This window comes from Stenotrophomonas sp. 10N36, assembly GCF_056395005.1.
This window is the reverse complement of the sequence record NZ_JBFTIS010000012.1, coordinates 24,331-44,261: the sequence shown is the minus strand read 5'-3', so window position 1 is coordinate 44,261 and position 19,931 is coordinate 24,331. Positions and strand designations below refer to the sequence as shown.

Here is a 19,931-nt window from a genome sequence, read left to right as displayed (position 1 = left end):
CATCACCTCGACCTCAGTAGCGCCAGGTCAGCGCCAGCCGCACGATCCGGCCCGGTGCCGGCATCACGCCCAGCGCCAGGGGATCCAGGTAGTAGCGGTCGGTGAGGTTGTCGACGTTGACGTCCACCGCGAACTGCTCGCTGGCCTGCCAGCTGGCGAACAGGTCCACCACGGTGGCCGGGCGGTACAGCTGCTGGATCGCCGACAGGCCGACGTTCCATTCCTTGTCCAGCTTGCTGATCGGACCGGCGTTGTGGATCACCCGGGTGCCGAAGCTGAGCCGCTCGTCGAACAGGCGTGAACCCAGGGTCAGATTGACGGTGTAGCGCGGCGGATTCTGCGTGTTGCTGTAGGAGCCCTCAAAGCCGCCATCGACGCAGTCTGGGGTATTGGCCAGCTCCTCGATCCTGCGCTGCACGCCGTAGGCACGGCGCTCGGCGGCAATGTCCGGCGCGCAGGTCTTGGCTTGGAAGTAATAGTGCGCCGACAGGTCGGCGAACACCGTGCCGGCATCGTAGCTGGACTGGAATTCCATGCCCGATACCTTGAAGCGGTCGATGTTGCGGATGTAGCCGGCCGACAACGTGCGGTAGTCGCGGGTAATCAGGTCATCGATGCGGGTGTTGAAGTAGGCCAGCTTGAACGCGGCCGTATCGCCGTCGGTGAACAGCCCCTGCCGGACCGTGCTGGCGCCGATTTCCCAGGTGCCGGCGCGTTCGGGCTTGAGTTCGCCCCCGATCGGCTTGGCGGCGGTGAACAGACCCAGCGTGCTTTCGAACAGGCTCGGCAGCTTCACGCCTTCAGCGTACTTCACGTAGACCATGCTGTCGTCGTTGAAGTGGTAGGTGACGCTGGCAGTCGGCATGAAGGCATGGTCGGTACGGCGGATCGGCTGCGACCAGGTCCAGCTGGTCGGCACGATCAGGTCCTCGGCCTCGGTCATGTCGTGGAAGTTCCAGCCGGTGATGTCGGCCACGGTGCCCTTCTTGTACGGCGATGCCAGCAGCGACGCTTCGGTGAACTGGCCGTTCGCATCGGGATACCAGTTGAGCATGGCGATGCGCTTGGCACGCCAGGCCGGCAGCGCCGGATTGCCGTCCAGCAGCTGGGTGTAGCGGTACTGGCCGATCACGTCCTCACCGTCCGGCGTGGCCAGGCGGTTGCGGTCGTGCACGCTGACGCGGTTGAAGCGCCCGCCCAGCAGTACTTCCCAATGGTCGTCGGGCTGCCACTTCATCGAGGCCACCGCGCTGTATTCCTTGCGGTCGGCGTTGCGCAGGAAGCGGTTGTTGATCAGGTCGTCGTGCATGATCGGCGCGTTCTTGCCGGGCCCGACGTCCTCGTCGCTGAAGGACAGGCCGTAGTCGAAGGTGAACACCCCGGCCGCGTCGGTCACCAGGTGGGTCGTGTTGGATACATCGAACCCGAGCCGCTGCTGCTGCATGCTGTTGCGGTAAGCGTCCTTGTAGCCCGGGTCGGTATTGAAGCTCGGGCCGTCATACCACTCGGTGCGGCGATCGAAGTACCACGGGGTGATGCCGGTCAGGCCGTTGTACATCAGGCTGTCGGCGTCGGTGTACCAGAGGTTGGCCTTGAGGTCGACGCGGTCGTTGCCCGGGTTGAAGCGGTAGCGCAGGTTGTAGGCATCCATGTCGACACTGCCCGGCTCCCACTGCGGCACGCGGTCACGGTCCACGCGGATGATCTGCGAGGCCATGATCTCGCCCTGGCGACCGCTGTAATGGCGGTAGCCCGCTTCCAGGGTCTGGGTGTCGTCGATGCGCCAGGTGCCCTTCAACAGCACCGAGTTGGACTTGGACGAGGTGTTGAACACTTCGGTGTTGGGCGGGTTCAACGGGGCCAGCGTGCGCCGGGTCTGCGGGAAGTCGTCGTAGCCGTGCTTGCCGCCGTAGTAGTTGCCGGTGTCACGCCAGGCGTAGGCGGCCACCAGGTCGAACGCATCCCAGTGCTTGCCACCGGCGATGTTGAAGAACTGCCCGCCCAGGCTGTTGCGGTTGCTGCGCGGCGCGGCGCCGTACGCTGGCACATCGCGTGCGCTGCCGTTGGACACGCCGCTGCGTACGCGCAGGCCGACGTCCTGGCCCTCGCGCAGCACATCGCCGATCTTCAACGTTTCCATCTCGACCACGCCGCCGATGCCGCCGGACGCGTTGGCGCCCAGGCTGGGGCCCTTGGTCACGGTGAGGCTGGAGATCAGGTCCGGGTCCAGGTAGGTGCGCTGCGACTGGCCGGCGTAGCCCCGGTAGGTGTCCATGCTGGACTGGCCACCGTCGATGATCACCGGAATGCGGCTCTGGCCCTGGATGCCGCGGATGTTGAGGTCCAGCGCGTTGGCGGTACGCGGGTCGCCGGCGGTGACGCCGACCACGCCCTTGACGATGTCGGCCGCAGAGGTGCCGCGGAAGCGTTCGATCGTGGCGCGCGGCACGTACACGCTGGAGCCGGCGGTGCGGTACACATCCAGTGCACGTGCGGCATCACTGCCGCCGTCGCCGGACTGCTCACCGGCCACCCGCAGCGCGTCGGTAACGATCACCCCATCCTCGCGGCTGGCGGTGGCGGCCGGTTCCAGGGTCACCGCATCGGACCCGACGCTGCGCATCACCAGGCCACTGCCACGCAGCAGCTGCTGCAGGGCCTGCTGCGCGTCGAGGTCGCCGTTGACCGCGCTGGAGCGCACGCCCTCGGTGAGCGCAGCCGGCCAGGCCACCTGCACGCCGGACTGGCGCATGTAGGTGCGCAGTGCGTCGGCCAGCGGCTGGGCGGGAATATCGAAGCGATGCACGGCGGCAGCGCGCGGCGTGTTGGCCTGGGCCATCGCCGGGAATGCAGGCGCAGCGACCAGGCCGGCGGCCAGCAAGGCGATGCAGAGGCGGGACGGACGCGGAGAACGGCCCGGGGAGGAGGTGATGCGCATGATGGAACCTGTCGAGAAGGCGATATCGCAGAAGCGACGTCCCCGCATACGGTGTGCGGGCGCTGCGAAGTACGTGGCGGCGGCGGGTACGTTCGGGGGGTGAGACGACTGGGGCGGCGACAACCCCAAGACCCATTTCGTTCGGCAGCGCGCGCCGCTACTTGCGGGCGTCGACCTGCACGATCGCCACGCCCATCGGCAGGCGGGTGACGCGCAGGCCGGCACTGCCGGCGAGTGCGTCCAGCGCCTGCTCGGGCCGGTCGATGCGGAACGCCGCGTTGATCGCCGGCAGCTGCGACAGGTCGCCGCGGACGAAGGTAGGACCTCGCCGATAGCGCCCGATGCGCTGGACCGCATCGGCAACGCCCACTTCATCCAGCAGCAGTTCGCCCTGCCGCCATGCCGCGATCCGGTCGGGTGCCTGGTCGGCCAACCGCTGCACGCGGCCACCGGGCGCGAATGCGGCACGCTGCCCGGCCTGCAGCCAGGTCCAGCCGCCGCCCTCGCTGGCCGCCACCCGCACCTGGCCCTGTTCCACATCGGCCTGCACGCCGGTGGCGTCGCTGGATACTGCAAACGCGGTGGAAATATCCTCGACCACCCCGCCCTGCGCGCGCACTTCAAACCGCTGCGGCTGGCCGGGTGCCACCTGGAACCAGGCACGACCGCGCAACAGCGCGATGCGGCGCACCTGGCCGTCGAATTGCACGGCAATGGCTGAATCGGCATCCAGCACGGCGCGGCTGCCGTCGGGCAGCGCCACCTCGGCGATGCCGGTGCCGGTGCGGTGGTCCGATTGCAGCCGCAGCCACGCATCCGGTGCCACCCAGGCCAGCGCCAGCACCGCCGCCGCGGCCAGCGACCAGCGGCGCACCCGCGCGCGCCGGCGCGTCGGCGCGAGGGTCGCCTGCGGCCGTGGCCCCAGGCTGCGCCAGAGCTGGCGTTCGCGTTCGAACACGCGCCGGTGGCCCGGCGCGGCCAGCCACCGCTCGAAGGCCTGCATGCCGATGTCATCCACCGTGCCGGAGGCCAGCCACGCGATCCACGCCTGCGCCTGGACGGCGACAGAATCGGTGGATGCGGGCGGTGGCGAAAGCGGGTCGATGTGCGGCGGGCTCATGGCTGGCGGATTGGCGCGGTCGGGGGCGATGCCACCGGCAAGGAACGGACGCGGGGCACGCGACACCGCCCCAGTATGATCAAGACGAATGGCGGGTGCGGTTCCCCAATGCCATCACGCGCGCGGGCGCCCTCAGCGCCCGTTGCGGGCCCAGGCCAGGCGCTGCAGGGCGGCGCGCACGTGGTTCTCCACGGTTGTCACCGATACCTTGAGGCGCTTGGCCACGTCGGCCTGGGTCATTCCCTGCAGGCGGTTGAGCCGGAAGATGGTGCGGGTTGGCTCGGGCAGGTGCTCGGCGGCGGCGAGCACGCGCTGCAGTTCGTCCTGGGCCATCGCCTGTTCTTCGGTCGACAGCACTTCGTCCGGGCCCCACAGGTAATGCTCGGCCAGCAGGCGCGCGCGACGGGTGCGCTCACGCCCGTGGTCGGTGGCCAGATTGGTGGCCAGCCGGTACAGATAGGCCCGCGGGTTGTCGATGGCCTGGCCGCTGTCCACCCCGCGCGCCTTGAACCAGATCGCCTGGATCACGTCCTCGGCGCCGCCGTCGTTGCCCAGGATGCGCTGCACCAGCCGCAGCAACGCCGGGCGTTCGCGGATCAGCATCTCGGTGAGGGCGGAGGCGTTGGTGGTCATGCGACAGACGCAGGGGCCGGGGCGGAAGGCGCGTCATGCTACCCCGCAAATGCGAATGAGTCACGTTTGTGCAGGCGCCGGGCGCTTCACCGCGCATACCCGGCCGTGGCCGGCCCCGCAATAGAACAGCCCGGCGCCGTCGGACTCGAGCCCACTGACACCGCGTCCGTCGGGCATCTGCAGGCGGTGCTGCACCGCGCCGCTGGTCGGGTCGATGCGGCGGATGTCGCTGTGCCCCGCCTCGTCGGTGCCGTGCCAGAGCTCGCCGTCCACCCAGGTCACGCCGGTCACGAAGCGGTCCGACGCAATCGTGCGCAGGATGCTGCCGGTGGCCGGGTCGACCTGGTGGATGCGACGTTGCCGGTACTGCCCGACCCACAGGCTGCCTTCGGCCCACGCCATGCCGGAGTTGGTGCCGCCGCCCGGCGCGGGAATCGACGCCAGCACCTCGCCGCTGCGCGGATCGATGCGGTCGATGCGCGCGTCGGCAATCTGGTAGAGGTGGGTGCCGTCGAAGGCGGTGCCGGCATCGCAGGGCAGCGCCAGGGTGCGTACCGCGTCGCCGCTGTCCGGGTCGAACGCCACCAGCGCAGCACCGGTGGCCGCCCAGACGTGCTGCCCATCGAAGCTGACGCCGTTGACGCAGTCCGAGCCGGCGAACGGGCCGTATTCGCGCACCAGCTCGGCCGCTTCAACGGGTGCAGCCGATCGGGTATCCAAGGTGTCCGTGTTCATCGTTGCAGTCTCCTGGCCCGTGGAAGGCGGTGCCTGCCAGCGACACTAGCCAATCGGCAGCGCGGCAGGGAGTAACAAGATCGTCGTGAATCCGGCCAGCGGCACCGACTGCCAGCGCTGGGCCCGGCCACGCCCGCGGGTGTGCACCTGCCCTGCGGCCTGCAGCTCGGCCAGCGCACGCTGCACGCTGCGCTGGCTGGCGCCCATGGCCAGCGCCAGCGACGAGGTGGACCAGGCGGCACCGTCGGCCAGCAGCGCGACCAACGCCGCCTGCTCGCCATCGATCGGGGGCAGCAGCAGGGTGACTGTCTGCGCGTGGCAGGGCTGGATCCGGAACCCTTGCGGGGTGGCGTCAATCCGCGCCTGCGCGGCGATCAGCGCACGCAGCCGGCCCAGCTCCACCCGCAGCCGCACGCGCAGCGAGTCGTCGGGGTGGGCAATACCGAAGACCCGTTCAATCAGCACATCGCGTTCGACTCCACCCGGCCACGCCTCGGCCAGTGCGCGCAGCAAGGCGAACAACACCGGACGCCGTGCCAGACAGTGCCACTGCGTGCCGGTGCGTAGGCCGCGCCGACATGCATCCACCACCAGCGCGCCGGACGCGAGCAGCGCCGGAACATCGTCGATGCACAGGCTGCGCGCCACGCCGGCCTGGAGGCTGCGGGCGGCCGGCCGGTCCAGCGCCGCAATCGCCTCGTCCACCTCGCGTCGCAGCGGGGCGATGCCGGCGCGGTCGGCCGCCGCCTGGGCGCGCGCCAGGGCGGCACGCGCCGGTGCAACCTGCAGCGCACGCAAGGCCAACGCGGCGGCGGTCAACTGAGCCATGGCTTCCAGCGCTGGCGGCATCGGCCGGTCGGCAAGCTGGGCCAGGCTGTGTTCGGCATCGCGCAGGCGACCCAGCAACAGCCAGCGCCGGGCCAGGATCAGCCAAGCCTGCAGCGCATTGGCCCCGTCTCCCCGCGCATCCAGCAGCGCCGCCACCTCCTGCAGGGGCTGCGATGGCCCCGCCAGCTCGCGCATGGCCAGTGCCACCTCGGCCTCGGCGACCGTGCAGCGCGCCCTCGCCACCGTCTCGTGCGGGCCGAACGCGCGGCGCGCGCGCCGCAGCAGCTCCCGTGCGGTATCCAGCTGGCCAAGCTGGGCCATGGCAATGCCGCGCAGCGCCAGCGCCGGTGGATCCACGCGCAGCGCAACGCAACCAAGCGCGGCCAGTACATCGCCGGTGGCAAGGGCGCGAGCGGCAGCCGTGATGAGGGCATCCATCTGCACAGGCTACCTGCCCGGCGTGGCGCCGACCGTGTTCTCGCCGCAGCTCAGAGGCAGGTGGTCAACCCTTCGTACACCGTGGTGCTGGTCCCCGGCAGCGCGGTGTAGATGGCCTCCGGCCCCTGAAGCGTATCCAGCAGCAGCGGCAGGGGGGTGTGAGACGCCAACGGCAGGCGGCAGGCCCAATCGCGGGCATCCACTGCGACCGCGCCGGTGGCGGCGTCGACGTCCATGTTGCTGCCGGCGAATGTCCACCGGCACTCCCCCACCCGGCCGCTGGCGGCGTGCACCGAACAGCGCAGGCGCATGGCCTGCAGGTTGTAGTACTCGCCTTCGCAGAAGGTGTCGCCGCATATGTCATCGAAGCCGCGCACCAGCGCCTGTTCCAGCGCACGGAAACGCGCCCGGCCCTGGCCCGGGCCGGGATAGTCCCGCGCGTCCACGTAGCGGGCCGCCGACGCCGCGCGGTCCGGCTGCCGGATCTGCTGGAGGCAGTCGCCCACCGCCTCGCCGATGGACATCGCCGCACCGGGCAGCACGACATCCAGCGCGTCGGCGCGTTCCAGCGACGCATGGAAGGCCTCCACCCCCACCCCCGTGCCCAGCGGCAAGGGACAGTCCCAGCGTCGGTTGTCCGCCAGGACCATGCCGGTGTCTGCCGCTACCTGCAGTTCGCTGGCAATGAACAGCCAGTGGCAGGCGTGCACCTGCCCGCTGGTCGCGTTGACCGAGCAGCGCAACTGCAGTGCGCGCAGGTTGCTGTAATCACCTTCGCAGAGGGTATCGGCACAGACCGCGTCGAAGCGGCTCGCCAGGTGGGATTCCAAAGTGTAGAAGCGGTCCCAGTTGGCCTCGTTGCGGGGGAAATCCACCAGGTCGACGAACGGCTGGGCAAGCAGCGGAGCGCTGGGCAGCCAGGCCAGCAGGGCGAACAGGCGCAGCAACGGCCGGAAACGTGGGTACATGGCCAGACTCCAACGGAAGGAGAACCAGCGTGGCCTGGCCCGGAGCACGGGCCCATCCGGCAAGGCCGCGCCGGGCCGTGGGGAAACCCTCCACGGGACCGTGGTCCCGCCCCCGCTGCACACGGCCCGGCAAAGGCATAAAATGGGGGGCTATCCGCCTTCATCCCCCTCTCGGAGTACACCCATGGGTCTGGAACTCGTCTCGCCCGGCAAGAACCCGCCGGAAGAAATCAACGTCATCATCGAGATCCCGAAGGATTCCGAGCCGGTGAAGTACGAAGTGGACAAGGAAACCGGCGCGATCTTCGTCGACCGCATCCTGTCCACCCCGATGCGCTACCCGTGCAACTACGGCTACGTGCCGAGCACCCTCTGCGGCGACGGCGACCCGGCCGACGTGCTGGTGGTGCTGCCGCTGCCGCTGATCCCCGGTTCGGTGGTGCGTTGCCGTCCGGTCGGCGTGCTCAAGATGAGCGATGAAGCCGGCAGCGACGAGAAGATCCTGGCCGTGCCGATCTCCAAGGTGTTCAGCGGCTACGCCCACGTGGAAGACATCGAGCAGGTGTCCAGCCACTGGCTGGAGCGCATCGGCCACTTCTTCGAGCATTACAAGGACCTGGAAAAGGGCAAGTGGGTCAAGCTTGACGGCTGGGCCGGCGCTGCCGAAGCCAAGCAGATCCTGATCGAAGCGCACCAGCGCTACCTCAGCAACAACGGCTGAGGCTGAACCGCATCGCTTCGGCGCTGGCCGCCGAAGCGATGGACATCACGTTTTTTGACTGCGGCACATCACTATTTGTGCCGGATTGGGTACATTGCGTCTTCACACCGTCCACGGTGCGTTTCACCGTGGTCAGCCAGGGGACTTGTCGTGCGCATTCTGCTTGTTGGGGACCAGGCCAGCCTGTCGGCTGAACTGATGGATTTCATTGCCGATCTTGGGGAAGAGTGGCAGCCGCTGACGGCCTCCGATGGCCAGTCGGCCATGAGCATCGTCGCCGCCGGTCCGGTGGACGCGGTCATTGCCTGCCCTACCCTGCCCGATCTCACGGCCACCACGCTGCTGGGGCAGATCCGTACCCTGCGCCCGGAAACGATCCGGATCGCGCTGGTGGATGCCGACCACAACAACCGTCCGCCGCCGGCGCGCCTGATCGGGGTGGCCCACCGCTTCCTGCCGATGCCGCTGGCCCCGGAAGTGCTGCTGGAAGCACTGACCAGCCTGGAAGAGCTGCGCGAACTGCTCGACAGCGCGCACCTGCGCAGCGCGATCGGCCGCATCGAAAAGCTGCCTTCGCCGCCGCACCTGTACCTGAGCCTGACCCAGGCGCTGGAACACGACGACGACACCAACACCGCCGACGTCTCCAAGCTGGTGTCGGCCGACCCGGCCATTGCGGCCAAAGTGCTGCAGTTGTCCAACTCGGCGTTCTTCAACAGCGGCCGCACCATTTCCGACCTGCGCACCGCGGTTACGCGGCTGGGCCTGTCGACCCTGCGCGACCTGGTGCTGGCCAGCGAGGTGTTCTCCGCCTCGGCGTTGTCCGGTGCCGAACGCAATTCGCTGCAGCAGCGCGCGTTGCTGGCCTCGCGGCTGGCGGCCAAGCTGCTGCCCGATTCCAGCGCCGAGCTGGGCGCGACCGCGGCCCTGCTGGCCGACATCGGGCTGCTGCTGCCGGGCGTGCGCAACGAGCGCGTTGCCCCGGCCGACGCAGCCGATGAACGTCCCGGCCATGCCGAGGCCGGCGCCTACCTGCTGGGCCTGTGGGGCCTGCCGATGCCGATCATCGAGGCGGTGGCGTTCCACCTGCAGCCGCAGAAGTCCAACACGCGCAGCTTCTGGGTAACCGGTGCGGTGCACGTGGCATTGGCCCTGATCAACGGGGACCCGGTGGATGAGGAGTACCTGCAACGTGCCGGCGTGCTGCACAAGCTGCCGCAGTGGCGGGACCACGCCAATGGCCTGATGGGTCTGGTGGCTGCCGAAGTCTGACGCCGGCCTCCTTGACGGAACCACCCCGCACTGGCGCGTCATGATGATGCGCCAGTGTTGTTTCAGGGCCGCAGAGCGGCAACAACTCCTATCGCCGATAGCGCGACGCCCCTGCCGTTGCGCCTCACGGGCGCACAGCGGTGGCCTCGATTTCGACCCGCTGCCCCGGATGCGCCAGCGCAGCCACCTGGAACGTGGACCGCGCCGGCAGGTTGGGCTGCCCGGCGGAAGAACCAAAGAACTGCGCATATCCTGCGGCGAATCCGTCCAGATCCATGTTCCCGTTGTTCTCTTTCCCGCCCACCAGGAACACCTGCAGTTTGACCACGTCCTGCATGCCCATTCCCAGCCGTTGCAGCTGATCGCGGATCTGTTCAAGGACACTGATGGTCTGCATCCGGGTGTCGCCATACGGCAGCCGCGACGCACTGCGCCCATCGCCGGCAACCCGCGCAGGCAGCTTCCCGCTGAGATAGACGGTGGTGCGCCCCGGCGGCACTTCGACTGCATAGGCAACCGGAACGCCTGTCGCCTCATGGCGGATGATCTCGGTGGCCGAGGCCGTGTGCGCCCCTGAGAAGAACAGGGCCGTCGCCATGGCCGCACCTTGGAAGGATCCTGCCTGCATACCAAATACTCCGCATCGTCGAATGAAGTGGATCGGGCGCGGCGGTAACCGGCGCCGGTTGAACGCCTCACCTTAGTGCGTGCTGCAGCGGTATGTCAGAGCCGGATGCGTCAGCCACCGGTCTGTCGGCCGGCCTGGCGGCGAACGCCCCGCCCTCCACGCGCCGTGTGCTCGGGCGCGCATAGAAAAAGGGCGGACCTTGCGGTCCGCCCTCCTTTTTTTACTGCAACAGAGCTTCGATGGATCAGAAGCGCTGGGTGTACTTCATGTACAGGAAGCGACCGATATCGAAGCCGCCGTAGTAGGCGAAGCTCGAGTTCTGCTGCGAGTACATCAGCGGACCCTTGTGATCGAACACGTTGTTCGCGCCGACAGCAATGGTGGCATCCCACGGTGCCTTCCAGCTGACCTGCAGGTCGTGGAAGGTGTTGGCGCCGGTCTTGCGCAGCGGAGCGGTTTCGCCGTAGGCGATACGGTCCGGATCGGTGCAGCCGATCGCGATGCACGGCTCGTTCAGGCCCGAGTAGTAGCGCGCGGTGTAGTTGACACCGAAGTCGCCCATCGCCCAGTTGACGCCCAGGTTGGAACGCACGCGGAACAGCGCATCCTGACCGACCTTGCCGATCATGATGTCCTGGCCAGCGGAGTTCTGCGCGGCTTCGTCGTACTTGGACAGGTAGCTGGTCTGCCAGTCGATGCTGAACTGACCGATCGCCAGCTCCGGCAGACGGTACTTGATGCCCAGGTCGTAACCTTCGGTTTCCATCTTGCCGAGGTTGGCGGTGCCGTAGGTGATGGCGCTGATGTGGCCATCAGCCGCACGGGTCACGCTGCCGCAACGGCCAGCATTGCCCAGCACGTAGCAGTCACGCAGGATACGGTCGACGCTGTCTTCGATGATCATGTCGCTGATCTCGTAGCGGTACCAATCCAGCGAGATGTCCAGACCCTGCACCCAACGCGGGCTCCAGACCAGACCGACGGTCTTGCTCTTGGAGGTTTCCGGCGACAGGTTCGGGTTGGCACCGGAGACGAACTGGTCACCCGACTGGCACGGCGTGGTCGAGCACGGGACATTGCCCTGGCCCAGCTGCACGTAGTCGGCCGGTGCACCACCGGCAAGGCAGGAGGCGTTGCCAGCCACGCTGCCCGACACGCCCACGGCGCACGGATCGGTGTAACGCTCGAAGCTCGAGCTCAGGCCACCGTACAGATCGGCGATGGTCGGAGCGCGGAAGCCCTCGGCGTAGGTGCCGCGGACCAGCAGCTCGTCCATCGGACGCCAGGTCAGGCCGAACTTGCTGTTGGTGGTGCCACCGAAGTTGCTGTAGTCCGAGTAACGGCTGGCAACATTCAGGGTCAGTTCCTTGGCGAACGCCATGTCGGCCAGGATCGGCACGTTCAGTTCGAGGTAGACCTCGTTCAGATCGTACTCACCCTGGGTCGGCTTCTGGCCCAGACCGGTGGACTTGCCCGACTGTGCGAAGGCGTCCGGCACGTAGCTGCCTTCTTCCTTGCGGTGCTCCACGCCCACGGCAAAGCCGAGGTCGCCGGCCGGCAGGGTCACGATGGAACCGGCCAGGTTGGCGGTGAAGCTGGTGGTCTTGGTGACGCCACGGGTGGTGTAGGTCGGGAACAGGAAGTCCTGCAGATCCGGGTCAGCCAGCGAACCCTGGCCTGCAACGCCGTACGGCAGCAGCGGGTTCCACGGACGGCAGTCACCCAGTGCGATCGGGTTGGCGGCGGTGCCGCACTGTGCCACACCGGCAGCGTTAATGAACGACGCGCCCAGGGCCTGCTCCGAACCGATCAGGCTCATGTCGCCGCGCTGGGTCTTGATCGACTCATTGCGGTTCCACAGTGCGCCCACGTCCCAGTCGAAGGTCTTGTCGGCCACTTCGAAGTAGCCGCTGACGGTCGGCGCGAAGCGCAGGGTCTTCAGCTGGCTGTCGGTGGTACGCGGCACTTCCCACAGGCGACGACGGAAGTCGACGTCCTGGCCGCCCACGCCGTTGACGCTGGTCGGGTTGAACACGCTGTCAGCCGACAGCGGGGTGCCGAAGGCGGTCGACTGGTACGGGTAGCCGGCGATCTGCTGGAACGTGTTGCGCTCGTTGTAGAGCACATCGGTGTTCAGGCTGATGCGGTCGGTGAAGTCGTAGGTGCCGTTGATGTACAGCGACTTGCGCTCCACACCGGTCAGCAGGCTCATCTGCTCGTTGGAGTTGGCGTACTCGTCAGCCGTCAGGACGTGGTAGTCGTTCGGGTTATTCGGGTTGCCACCCTTGTTCAGGGTCTTCCAGACGGCGGTCTTGGAGTCGCTGCAGTCAACCTGCAGCGGGTTGCACCAGCTGCCGTTCTGGCTGATCGGACTGCCATCGGCAGCAACCGAATTCGGACCACGGCCGCCATCACGGCTGTACCAGCGGTCCTTGGCCCACACCGGATCCTGCTTGGAGTATTCGGCCGCCAGGGTCAGGCTGCCGCGCTCGCTGGACGCGCCCAGCAGCATCGAGTACTGCTGCTCGTCGCCGTCGCCGTTGCCGTACTGGCCAACACGGACGCTGGCTTCACCACCGTCGAAGTTCTTGCGGGTGATCACGTTGACCACGCCGGCAATGGCGTCCGAACCGTAGATGGAGGATGCGCCGTCCTTCAGGATTTCAATACGCTCCACGGCAGCCATCGGGATCTGGCTCAGATCCTGGTAACCGGCCGTGGTGGCGCCCAGGCGCTTGCCGTTCATCAGCACCAGGGTGCGCTGGGCGCCCAGGTTGCGGATGTCGACGTAGTAACCGCCCACGTTCTCGCCCGAGGACAGCGAATCCGAACGCGAGATGGCCGGGGAGCCGGCCGAGGTGAGGTTGTTCAGCACGTCAGCGACGTTCGAGAAGCCCTGCTTTTCCAGGGACTCACGCGTCATCGTCAGGATCGGCTGCTGGGTCTCCATGTTGGCGCCGCGGATGCGCGAGCCGGTGACCGAGATGCGATCGAGGTCAGTGGTGCCGGCTGCAGCTTCCTGCGCCGAGGCAAAGGTCGGCGACAGCGCGAGCGCAATGCCGGCGGGCAGAAGGCCCAGCCGCACTGCAGGAGTACGAAAATTCATTTATCTCTCCGAGGTACGTTAGTAGCGTGTTAAACCGCCTCGGAAAGTTACGATTGCGTTGCGGTTAATTATTTGCGGGAAGCAACCGATGGCTTTGCCGACTTTGGCGGGAGCATTCCGCCGGCCTCGCGAAAGCCTGATGCAGACTGCCCGTAACGTGCCCGAAATGCCCGTGCAAAGCTGCAGCAGTTGTCAAATCCACTCGCAGCGGCTACTTCGCCGATCATCATGTCGGTATCACGCAGGAGGTCGGCCGCGCGCTCCAGCCGCAGACGTGCCGACAGCGACTGCGGGCTTTCTTCATACAGGCTCTGGAAGGTCTTGGACAAGTACCAGCTGGAGAAGTTGGTCAGCTCGGCCAGTTCGCCGATGCGCACCACGCGGTGGCTGTTGCCTTCCAGGTACAGGCGCGCACGCTGCATGCGACCGAACACCTGGCGCTTGCGCACGCGCGAACGGCCCGGGCAGCGCTGCACGCCGGTGGCCAGCACGCGCTGCAGCGACGCCAGGTGCAGCAGCACCGGGCGCAATGCCTGCGCCGGCTGGCCACTGGCCAGTGCATCGCGCCACAGGCGCAAGGCCACGCGGACTTCGGCGCGGCTCATGCTGCCGCGGCCGGCATACAGGCTGCAGTCTTCCAGCTCGCCCAGGGCGCGCAATGCATCGGGGGTGAGGCTCAGGCCAATGCACAGGCCATCGCGGCCGGCCTGGATCATCGGCTTGGATTCCTTCTCGAAGGCGATCCACTCGCGCTGGCGCAGGCGGAAGCGGCCTTCCTTGGATTCCACCCACGCACTGCCACGCAGCTGCATCCACACGGTGAAGGTGGCGCCGGCGGTCTGCAGGCTGCCGAGCCGGGCCACGCCCAGGCAGGTGGGCAGCGGACCGTCGTCGACGATCTTGTCCAGGGAAAGCGATTGGCCGCGATCGGCCAAGGAAAGCTGACGCATGACTGCACACCGTGTTTGCCGTTGCGGGGCAAACGTTTTGCCAAATCAGGCGACCCGGGTCAGGAAAGTCCTACGAGATTCATCCGAATTCGACACGAGGCCGACACGAAGGAAGTACGAAGGCTATTTTCCCTTCAAAAACAGGGCGTTGGAGACCGCCGAGAACACAGCCACCGGCGCCTCGGGCAGCGGCATCACGCCGATGTCGGCACCGTCGGCCACCGCCAGCGCCACATACAGGGCGCTGCCATCGGGTTGCGCACTGAAGCCGTTGCCGGCACTGAGCCGATCCGCGTCCAGGCAGTGTTCGGTGCGGGTGGCGCCGGCGTTGATGCGCGAAAACAGCGTGGCGCAACTGGCGCCGTTGGACAGATAGTCCACACTGCCATCGCGTGCCACCGTCCAGGTCCGGTAGCGCCAGCGCGACGGCCGGTCTTCGCTGACCTGCTGGATGCTGCCGGTGCTGAGCTGGGCATCCACCGACCATAGCCCGCCTGCCGACAAGCGGGTGAACAACACGCGCTGCGCACTGCGGTCGAAGCGGGCCTGCGACACCCCGTCGATACTGGCCAGCAGCCGCCACGGCGACTGCCGACGATCAAACAGCGACAACCGCAGCCGCTCGCGCGCGTCACGGTCCACGATCAGCACGTGGTCACTGTCGCCGCCATACAGCGCCTGCAACGGCTGGGCCACCGGCACCGGCAGAGCCACCACCTGCTCATCGCGCGGTGACACTTCATAGATCACCGGGTTGGCCTGCGCATCGCGCCCGGACACCAGCAGGTGGGTACTGTCCGGCGACCAGTCGGCCGCCTGCCGCGTTTCCGGCCGCAGCCCTTCCACCGGGCGTAGCGAGTCGGGACGGGTCAGGTCGGCCCACCACAAGCCGTAGTTGCCGGACCGGTCGGAGGTGAACACCAGTTGCCGGCCGTCAGGCGCGAGCATCGGCTGGCCATCGCGTCCGTTGGACGGGAACAGGCGTTGCGGCTGACCCGGCTGGCCATCCTTGAGCGGTACCCGGAACAGCCCGAACTGCGCCTTGCGGTGCACGAAGGCCAGCATCTCGTTGTGGCGCGACACCGCCGGTGACTGCGCATCGTCGATGCCGACATCGCGCAGGGTGCGGTTCTGCGTATCCAGCTCATACAGACGCGATTCGCTGTCCACGCGGCGGCCAAACACGATGTGGCGGCTGTCACTGCGCCAGGCCCAGCCACGGATCTCGGCCGAATCGGCGGTGAGCTGTTCGGGCACCCCGCCGCTGGCCGGGAGGCGCCACAGATCACCGATCTGCGGGTTGCGCACGAACACGATCCAGCGCCCATCGGGCGAGTAGCGCGGCGCGTAATCGAAGCTGTCCTCGGCCACCTGGTAGGCCAACGGGGTCCAGCGGCCACTGGCGATGTCCAGGACGCGGATACCCCGGTAGGCATGCGCGCCGGCCAGGGAGCCGAATACCAGGCCGCGCCCGTCCGGGGTCCAGTCGAAGCTGAGCAGTTCGGTGCCGTCACAGCGGGTGACATGGCGCACCGCGCCGCCGGTGGCACTGGCGATCAGCACCTCGCAGCTGGCGCCCGGCCCGAATCGCGCAAACGCGATGTCGCGCCCGTTGGGCGACCAGTTGGGGAAGCGGTCGGAGTAGCCGTCCGGGGTTTCGGCGAGCAGCCGTGCCGGCGCGTTGCCGGAGGTCTGCACCTTCACCGTGCTGCCGTTGCGGGCACTGCTGTCGGCCTCGTAGGCAACCTGCGAGCCGTCCGGTGACAGCGTGGGATAGGTCTCGAACCCGGCCGTGGCGGTGATCAGCCGGTACGGCCGCTGCGGGCTGCCGATCACCCGGCTGCCATCCTCCAGCACGCCGCTGGACCCGGGCTCCGCCGACGGGCGCTGCAGCAGCAATGCGGCCATCACCAGCAACGCCACCAGCATGGCCAGCCCAACGGCCAGCAGCACGTAGCGACGGTTGCGCCGCCAGCGGGTGCGCACCGACGCCGGTGCCGCACCCGTTGCGGTGGGCGCTGGCACAGGGGTTACTGCGTTGGCGGCGGGCGCCACGTCCGGTTCGGCGGGGGCCGGCACAACCGATTCGTCGGCCAGCATGCGTACCGGCACCAGCAGGCGGTAACCGGTCTTGGCGATGGTTTCGATGTACGCGGTGCCGTCGCCGTCGTCGCTGGCAAACGCCTTGCGCAGCTGGGTGACCGCCTGGGTGAGCACATCGTTGGTGGGCAGCGTGTCGGGCCACACCTCGGCGAACAGTTCGTCGCGGGTGACCACTGCACCGGGGGAACGCAGCAACGCTTTCAGTACACCCAGCGCCTTCGGGGTAAGCCGGCGCACGCGACGCGCACCGGGCACCGTGACCTCGCGCGAGGACAACGTGACGGTGCAGCTGCCGATACGCACGACATCGGCCGAAGGAGGCTCACTAATGTTGCTGATCATTCCAGTGGTACGAAGGACTGCAGAACAACAGGAACGCAGCATTCATCGCAACCGACACCGATCGAACGAACCGCCAGATTCCGCACATGCCATCAGCGCAAACCGTAAAACAACTGAAGCGCGCGAATACTAGCCTATGCCGGTTAACCGCGCCTGTGCGTGCGGCCAACATCAGGCTCTCTCTCGCCGACGAATTCACATAAATCGCGTCAACATTCGCGCCTTCGGGCGCGAATTTTTTATCTGCGATTCAGCTTTGTCCACGCTTGAGGATGGTCAGTCCGACCAGTCGCGAGACCACCAAAGCCACGTACATCACGCCTGCAAACTGCTCCAGCATGACCAGTGCGCGGGCCTGCGGATGCACCGGCACCACATCGCTCAACCCCACCCCGGACAGCAAGCTGAAGCTGAGATAAAGAAGCTCCATCCAGGTGCGCAATTCGCTCTCGCTGGTCGCCAGGAAACTGCCCGGGTACCACTGCTGGCAGACCGAGAAAGCAAACGCGAATGCCCAGGCCAACAGGGTGAACGTTGCCCCGGCCGCGAACAGCTCGTCGCGGGTGACCTTGTGGTCCTGGAGCATGTAGGCCGTCAGGCTGCCGGCGGTATAGAAATACAGCAGGCATTCCAGCAACTGGGCGGTAGTAGTGAGCCCGGGCCGGTCGAGCAGTGCCCCGGCGATGGAGAACACCACCGCCGGGATGGCCAGCAGCAGCGCCACCCACATGCCCAACGGGCTGCGCCGCACCACCCACAGGGCCAGGCCGAGCACGGCAATGCCGAACGCACCGAACACCGCCCGGCTCGCCCCGGCCTCGTCCATCGCCGGGTACAGCAGCACGCCCAGCAACTGCACGGCCAGCAACCACGCCGACGGATGCCGCCGTGCGATGGCCAGCCACTTGGTGGTACGTGCGATTGCCATGCCTGATCCCTTCCCTGCCCCGTTCGCCGCCGAGCTTAGCGCGCCGGCCGCCCTTGCCGCATGAGCACGCCGGGGCGACGGCCCGCCGCCCCGGCGCCGCCCTCATTCCTGCCGGTAGACCTGCGCGCCGAGGTCGCGGAACTGCGCCGACTTGTCGGCCATGCCCTCCTCGATCGCGTCCTGCTCGGACAGACCGTGTTCGGCCGCGTAGTCGCGCACGTCCTGGGTGATCTTCATCGAGCAGAAGTGCGGGCCGCACATCGAACAGAAGTGGGCCAGCTTGTGCGCGTCCTTGGGCAGGGTTTCATCGTGGAATTCCTTGGCCTTCTCCGGATCCAGCCCGAGGTGGAACTGGTCTTCCCAGCGGAACTCGAAGCGCGCCTTGCTCAGTGCGTTGTCGCGCACCTGCGCGCCGGGATGGCCCTTGGCCAGGTCCGAGGCATGCGCGGCGATGCGGTAGGCCATGATGCCGTCGCGCACGTCCTGGCGGTTGGGCAGGCCCAGGTGTTCCTTCGGCGTGACATAGCAGAGCATCGCGGTGCCGTACCAGCCGATCATGGCCGCACCGATCGCGCTGGTGATGTGGTCGTAGCCCGGCGCGATGTCGGTGGTGAGCGGCCCCAGCGTGTAGAACGGCGCCTGGCCGCATTCGCGCAGCTGTTTGTCCATGTTCTCCTTGATCAGCTGCATGGGCACGTGGCCCGGGCCTTCAATCATGGTCTGCACGTCGTGCTTCCAGGCGATTTTGGTCAACTCGCCGAGGGTTTCCAGTTCACCGAACTGCGCGGCATCGTTGGCATCGGCGATGCAGCCGGGGCGCAGGCCGTCGCCGAGCGAGAAGGTCACGTCGTAGGCCTTCATGATCTCGCAGATGTCTTCGAAGTGCGTGTAGAGGAAGTTCTCCTTGTGGTGGGCCAGGCACCACTTGGCCAGGATGCTGCCACCGCGCGAGACGATGCCGGTCACGCGCCTGGCGGTCAGCGGCACGTAGCGCAGCAGCACGCCGGCGTGGATGGTGAAGTAGTCCACGCCCTGCTCGGCCTGTTCGATCAGGGTGTCGCGGAAGATCTCCCAGGTGAGTTCCTCGGCGCGGCCATCCACCTTCTCCAGCGCCTGGTAGATCGGCACGGTGCCGATCGCCACCGGCGAGTTGCGCAGGATCCACTCGCGGGTTTCGTGGATGTGCTTGCCGGTGGAGAGGTCCATTACCGTGTCGCCGCCCCAGCGGATCGCCCACACCAGTTTTTCCACTTCCTCGGCGATGCCCGACGACACCGCGCTGTTGCCGATGTTGGCGTTGATCTTGGTCAGGAAGTTGCGGCCGATGATCATCGGCTCGCTTTCCGGGTGGTTGATGTTGTTGGGCAGTACCGCGCGGCCGCGGGCGATTTCCTCGCGCACGAATTCAGGCGTGATGCGCGTTGGGATGGACGCGCCGAACGACTCCCCGGGATGCTGCCTGAGCAGCGCGGCGTCGCGGATGGCCTCGATGCGCTGGTTCTCGCGGATGGCCACGAATTCCATTTCCGGGGTGATGATGCCGCGCCGTGCGTAGTGCATCTGGGTGACGTTGGCGCCGGCCACCGCACGGCGTGGCTGCAGCCGCGACGGAAAACGCACCGCGTCCAGGCGCGCGTCGGTTTCGCGCGCCCGCCCGAAGCTGGAGCTCAGGCCGTGAAGCAGTTCGGTATCGCCCCGCTCGGCCACCCAGCCGGCCCGCAACGGCGGCAGGCCGCAGGAGAGGTCGATGCGCGCATTCGGGTCGGTATACGGGCCGGAGGTGTCGTACACGGTGACCGGCGCGTTCTCTTCCCCACCAAACAGGGTCGGCGTGCGGGTCAGCACGATCTCGCGCATGGGCACCTGCAGGTCGCTGCGTGAGCCGGGCACATGGATCTTGCGCGAACCGGGAATCGGTCGGGTAACCGATTCGGACAATTGCTGGGCCTGCTGCTGCAGGGAGGAAAGCGCTGCGTTCATGACTTCGTCCTGGATCGGGTTCCGCCCAGGAATAGGCGGAACGGACGAAGCGGCGGCGCACGACGGACGCAACACGGGCGGTCTTCGGGCGGGGCAGCCCTACGGCGCAGTGCGTCAGCATTGCGAAGCATCCCTACGCCGGTATCAACCGGATCAGGTTCGAAGGGACTGTCTCAACCGTGGCCACTGGGCCGCGGTACCCCCGCTTCGGGGCGAATTAGACCACAACCCTGACGCAATT

Annotated in this window: 14 protein-coding genes and 1 riboswitch; of the genes, 2 read left to right on the top strand and 12 right to left on the bottom strand. The window is 67.4% G+C overall.

Going from position 1 to position 19,931, the window contains the following annotated elements; genetic code table 11:
- Window positions 1-13: 13 nt before the first annotated feature.
- The 6 genes from AC1DCJ_RS13130 to AC1DCJ_RS13105 form a co-directional block, all read right to left on the bottom strand.
- Window positions 14-2,938 carry a TonB-dependent receptor gene (locus AC1DCJ_RS13130; RefSeq protein ID WP_478071148.1) on the bottom strand — a complete coding sequence of 975 codons (2,925 nt, stop codon included), beginning with the start codon at window positions 2,936-2,938 and terminating at the stop codon, window positions 14-16.
- 157 nt (window positions 2,939-3,095) lie between these two features.
- Window positions 3,096-4,058, bottom strand: coding sequence for a FecR family protein (locus AC1DCJ_RS13125; RefSeq protein ID WP_478071147.1), 963 nt, complete (start codon window positions 4,056-4,058; stop codon window positions 3,096-3,098).
- A 132-nt stretch (window positions 4,059-4,190) separates the two neighbouring features.
- The gene (locus tag AC1DCJ_RS13120; RefSeq protein ID WP_038686421.1) at window positions 4,191-4,691 is read right to left on the bottom strand and encodes an RNA polymerase sigma factor; all 501 of its coding nucleotides are present in this window, start codon (window positions 4,689-4,691) and stop codon (window positions 4,191-4,193) included.
- Between the two features lie 60 nt (window positions 4,692-4,751).
- Window positions 4,752-5,426 (bottom strand): Vgb family protein, encoded by a 675-nt coding sequence (locus AC1DCJ_RS13115; protein WP_428711088.1) that lies wholly within the window; start codon window positions 5,424-5,426, stop codon window positions 4,752-4,754.
- 45 nt (window positions 5,427-5,471) lie between these two features.
- Window positions 5,472-6,692 (bottom strand): helix-turn-helix domain-containing protein, encoded by a 1,221-nt coding sequence (locus tag AC1DCJ_RS13110; protein ID WP_478071146.1) that lies wholly within the window; start codon window positions 6,690-6,692, stop codon window positions 5,472-5,474.
- Between the two features lie 50 nt (window positions 6,693-6,742).
- The gene (locus tag AC1DCJ_RS13105; protein WP_478071145.1) at window positions 6,743-7,660 is read right to left on the bottom strand and encodes a hypothetical protein; all 918 of its coding nucleotides are present in this window, start codon (window positions 7,658-7,660) and stop codon (window positions 6,743-6,745) included.
- 184 nt (window positions 7,661-7,844) lie between these two features.
- Between AC1DCJ_RS13105 and ppa the strand changes: the two genes are divergently transcribed.
- Window positions 7,845-8,381 carry an inorganic diphosphatase gene (ppa, locus tag AC1DCJ_RS13100; protein ID WP_137190271.1) on the top strand — a complete coding sequence of 179 codons (537 nt, stop codon included), beginning with the start codon at window positions 7,845-7,847 and terminating at the stop codon, window positions 8,379-8,381.
- Between the two features lie 150 nt (window positions 8,382-8,531).
- Complete coding sequence (locus AC1DCJ_RS13095) at window positions 8,532-9,653, top strand: HDOD domain-containing protein (RefSeq protein WP_137190272.1); 1,122 nt, start codon at window positions 8,532-8,534, stop codon at window positions 9,651-9,653.
- Window positions 9,654-9,777: 124 nt separating this feature from the next.
- Here the strand turns inward: AC1DCJ_RS13095 and AC1DCJ_RS13090 are convergent, their stop codons facing one another.
- From AC1DCJ_RS13090 to thiC, 6 genes are all read right to left on the bottom strand, one after another.
- A complete protein-coding gene (locus AC1DCJ_RS13090) occupies window positions 9,778-10,251 on the bottom strand; it encodes a RidA family protein (RefSeq protein WP_478071144.1) in 474 nt (157 codons plus the stop codon).
- A 274-nt stretch (window positions 10,252-10,525) separates the two neighbouring features.
- On the bottom strand, window positions 10,526-13,387 hold the full coding sequence (locus AC1DCJ_RS13085; protein WP_478071143.1) for a TonB-dependent receptor: 2,862 nt from the start codon (window positions 13,385-13,387) through the stop codon (window positions 10,526-10,528).
- 68 nt (window positions 13,388-13,455) lie between these two features.
- On the bottom strand, window positions 13,456-14,337 hold the full coding sequence (locus AC1DCJ_RS13080) for a helix-turn-helix transcriptional regulator (RefSeq protein ID WP_128098012.1): 882 nt from the start codon (window positions 14,335-14,337) through the stop codon (window positions 13,456-13,458).
- 123 nt (window positions 14,338-14,460) lie between these two features.
- Window positions 14,461-16,782 carry a winged helix-turn-helix domain-containing protein gene (locus tag AC1DCJ_RS13075; protein WP_478071142.1) on the bottom strand — a complete coding sequence of 774 codons (2,322 nt, stop codon included), beginning with the start codon at window positions 16,780-16,782 and terminating at the stop codon, window positions 14,461-14,463.
- Between the two features lie 250 nt (window positions 16,783-17,032).
- Window positions 17,033-17,710, bottom strand: coding sequence for an ion channel (locus AC1DCJ_RS13070; RefSeq protein ID WP_137190276.1), 678 nt, complete (start codon window positions 17,708-17,710; stop codon window positions 17,033-17,035).
- Between the two features lie 102 nt (window positions 17,711-17,812).
- On the bottom strand, window positions 17,813-19,690 hold the full coding sequence (gene thiC / locus AC1DCJ_RS13065) for a phosphomethylpyrimidine synthase ThiC (RefSeq protein WP_478071141.1): 1,878 nt from the start codon (window positions 19,688-19,690) through the stop codon (window positions 17,813-17,815).
- A gap of 112 nt (window positions 19,691-19,802) precedes the next feature.
- Window positions 19,803-19,904, bottom strand: a riboswitch (TPP riboswitch).
- Window positions 19,905-19,931 lie beyond the last annotated feature (27 nt).

Excerpts from the sequence above, each read along its gene's own strand:
- AC1DCJ_RS13130 (WP_478071148.1), bottom strand. The coding sequence starts at position 2,938 with ATGCGCATCACCTCCTCCCCGGGCCGTTCTCCGCGTCCGTCCCGCCTC.
- AC1DCJ_RS13125 (WP_478071147.1), bottom strand. The coding sequence starts at position 4,058 with ATGAGCCCGCCGCACATCGACCCGCTTTCGCCACCGCCCGCATCCACC.
- AC1DCJ_RS13120 (WP_038686421.1), bottom strand. The coding sequence starts at position 4,691 with ATGACCACCAACGCCTCCGCCCTCACCGAGATGCTGATCCGCGAACGC.
- AC1DCJ_RS13115 (WP_428711088.1), bottom strand. The coding sequence starts at position 5,426 with ATGAACACGGACACCTTGGATACCCGATCGGCTGCACCCGTTGAAGCG.
- AC1DCJ_RS13110 (WP_478071146.1), bottom strand. The coding sequence starts at position 6,692 with ATGGATGCCCTCATCACGGCTGCCGCTCGCGCCCTTGCCACCGGCGAT.
- AC1DCJ_RS13105 (WP_478071145.1), bottom strand. The coding sequence starts at position 7,660 with ATGTACCCACGTTTCCGGCCGTTGCTGCGCCTGTTCGCCCTGCTGGCC.
- ppa (WP_137190271.1), top strand. The coding sequence starts at position 7,845 with ATGGGTCTGGAACTCGTCTCGCCCGGCAAGAACCCGCCGGAAGAAATC.
- AC1DCJ_RS13090 (WP_478071144.1), bottom strand. The coding sequence starts at position 10,251 with ATGGCGACGGCCCTGTTCTTCTCAGGGGCGCACACGGCCTCGGCCACC.
- AC1DCJ_RS13085 (WP_478071143.1), bottom strand. The coding sequence starts at position 13,387 with ATGAATTTTCGTACTCCTGCAGTGCGGCTGGGCCTTCTGCCCGCCGGC.
- AC1DCJ_RS13080 (WP_128098012.1), bottom strand. The coding sequence starts at position 14,337 with ATGCGTCAGCTTTCCTTGGCCGATCGCGGCCAATCGCTTTCCCTGGAC.
- AC1DCJ_RS13075 (WP_478071142.1), bottom strand. The coding sequence starts at position 16,782 with ATGATCAGCAACATTAGTGAGCCTCCTTCGGCCGATGTCGTGCGTATC.
- AC1DCJ_RS13070 (WP_137190276.1), bottom strand. The coding sequence starts at position 17,710 with ATGGCAATCGCACGTACCACCAAGTGGCTGGCCATCGCACGGCGGCAT.
- thiC (WP_478071141.1), bottom strand. The coding sequence starts at position 19,690 with ATGAACGCAGCGCTTTCCTCCCTGCAGCAGCAGGCCCAGCAATTGTCC.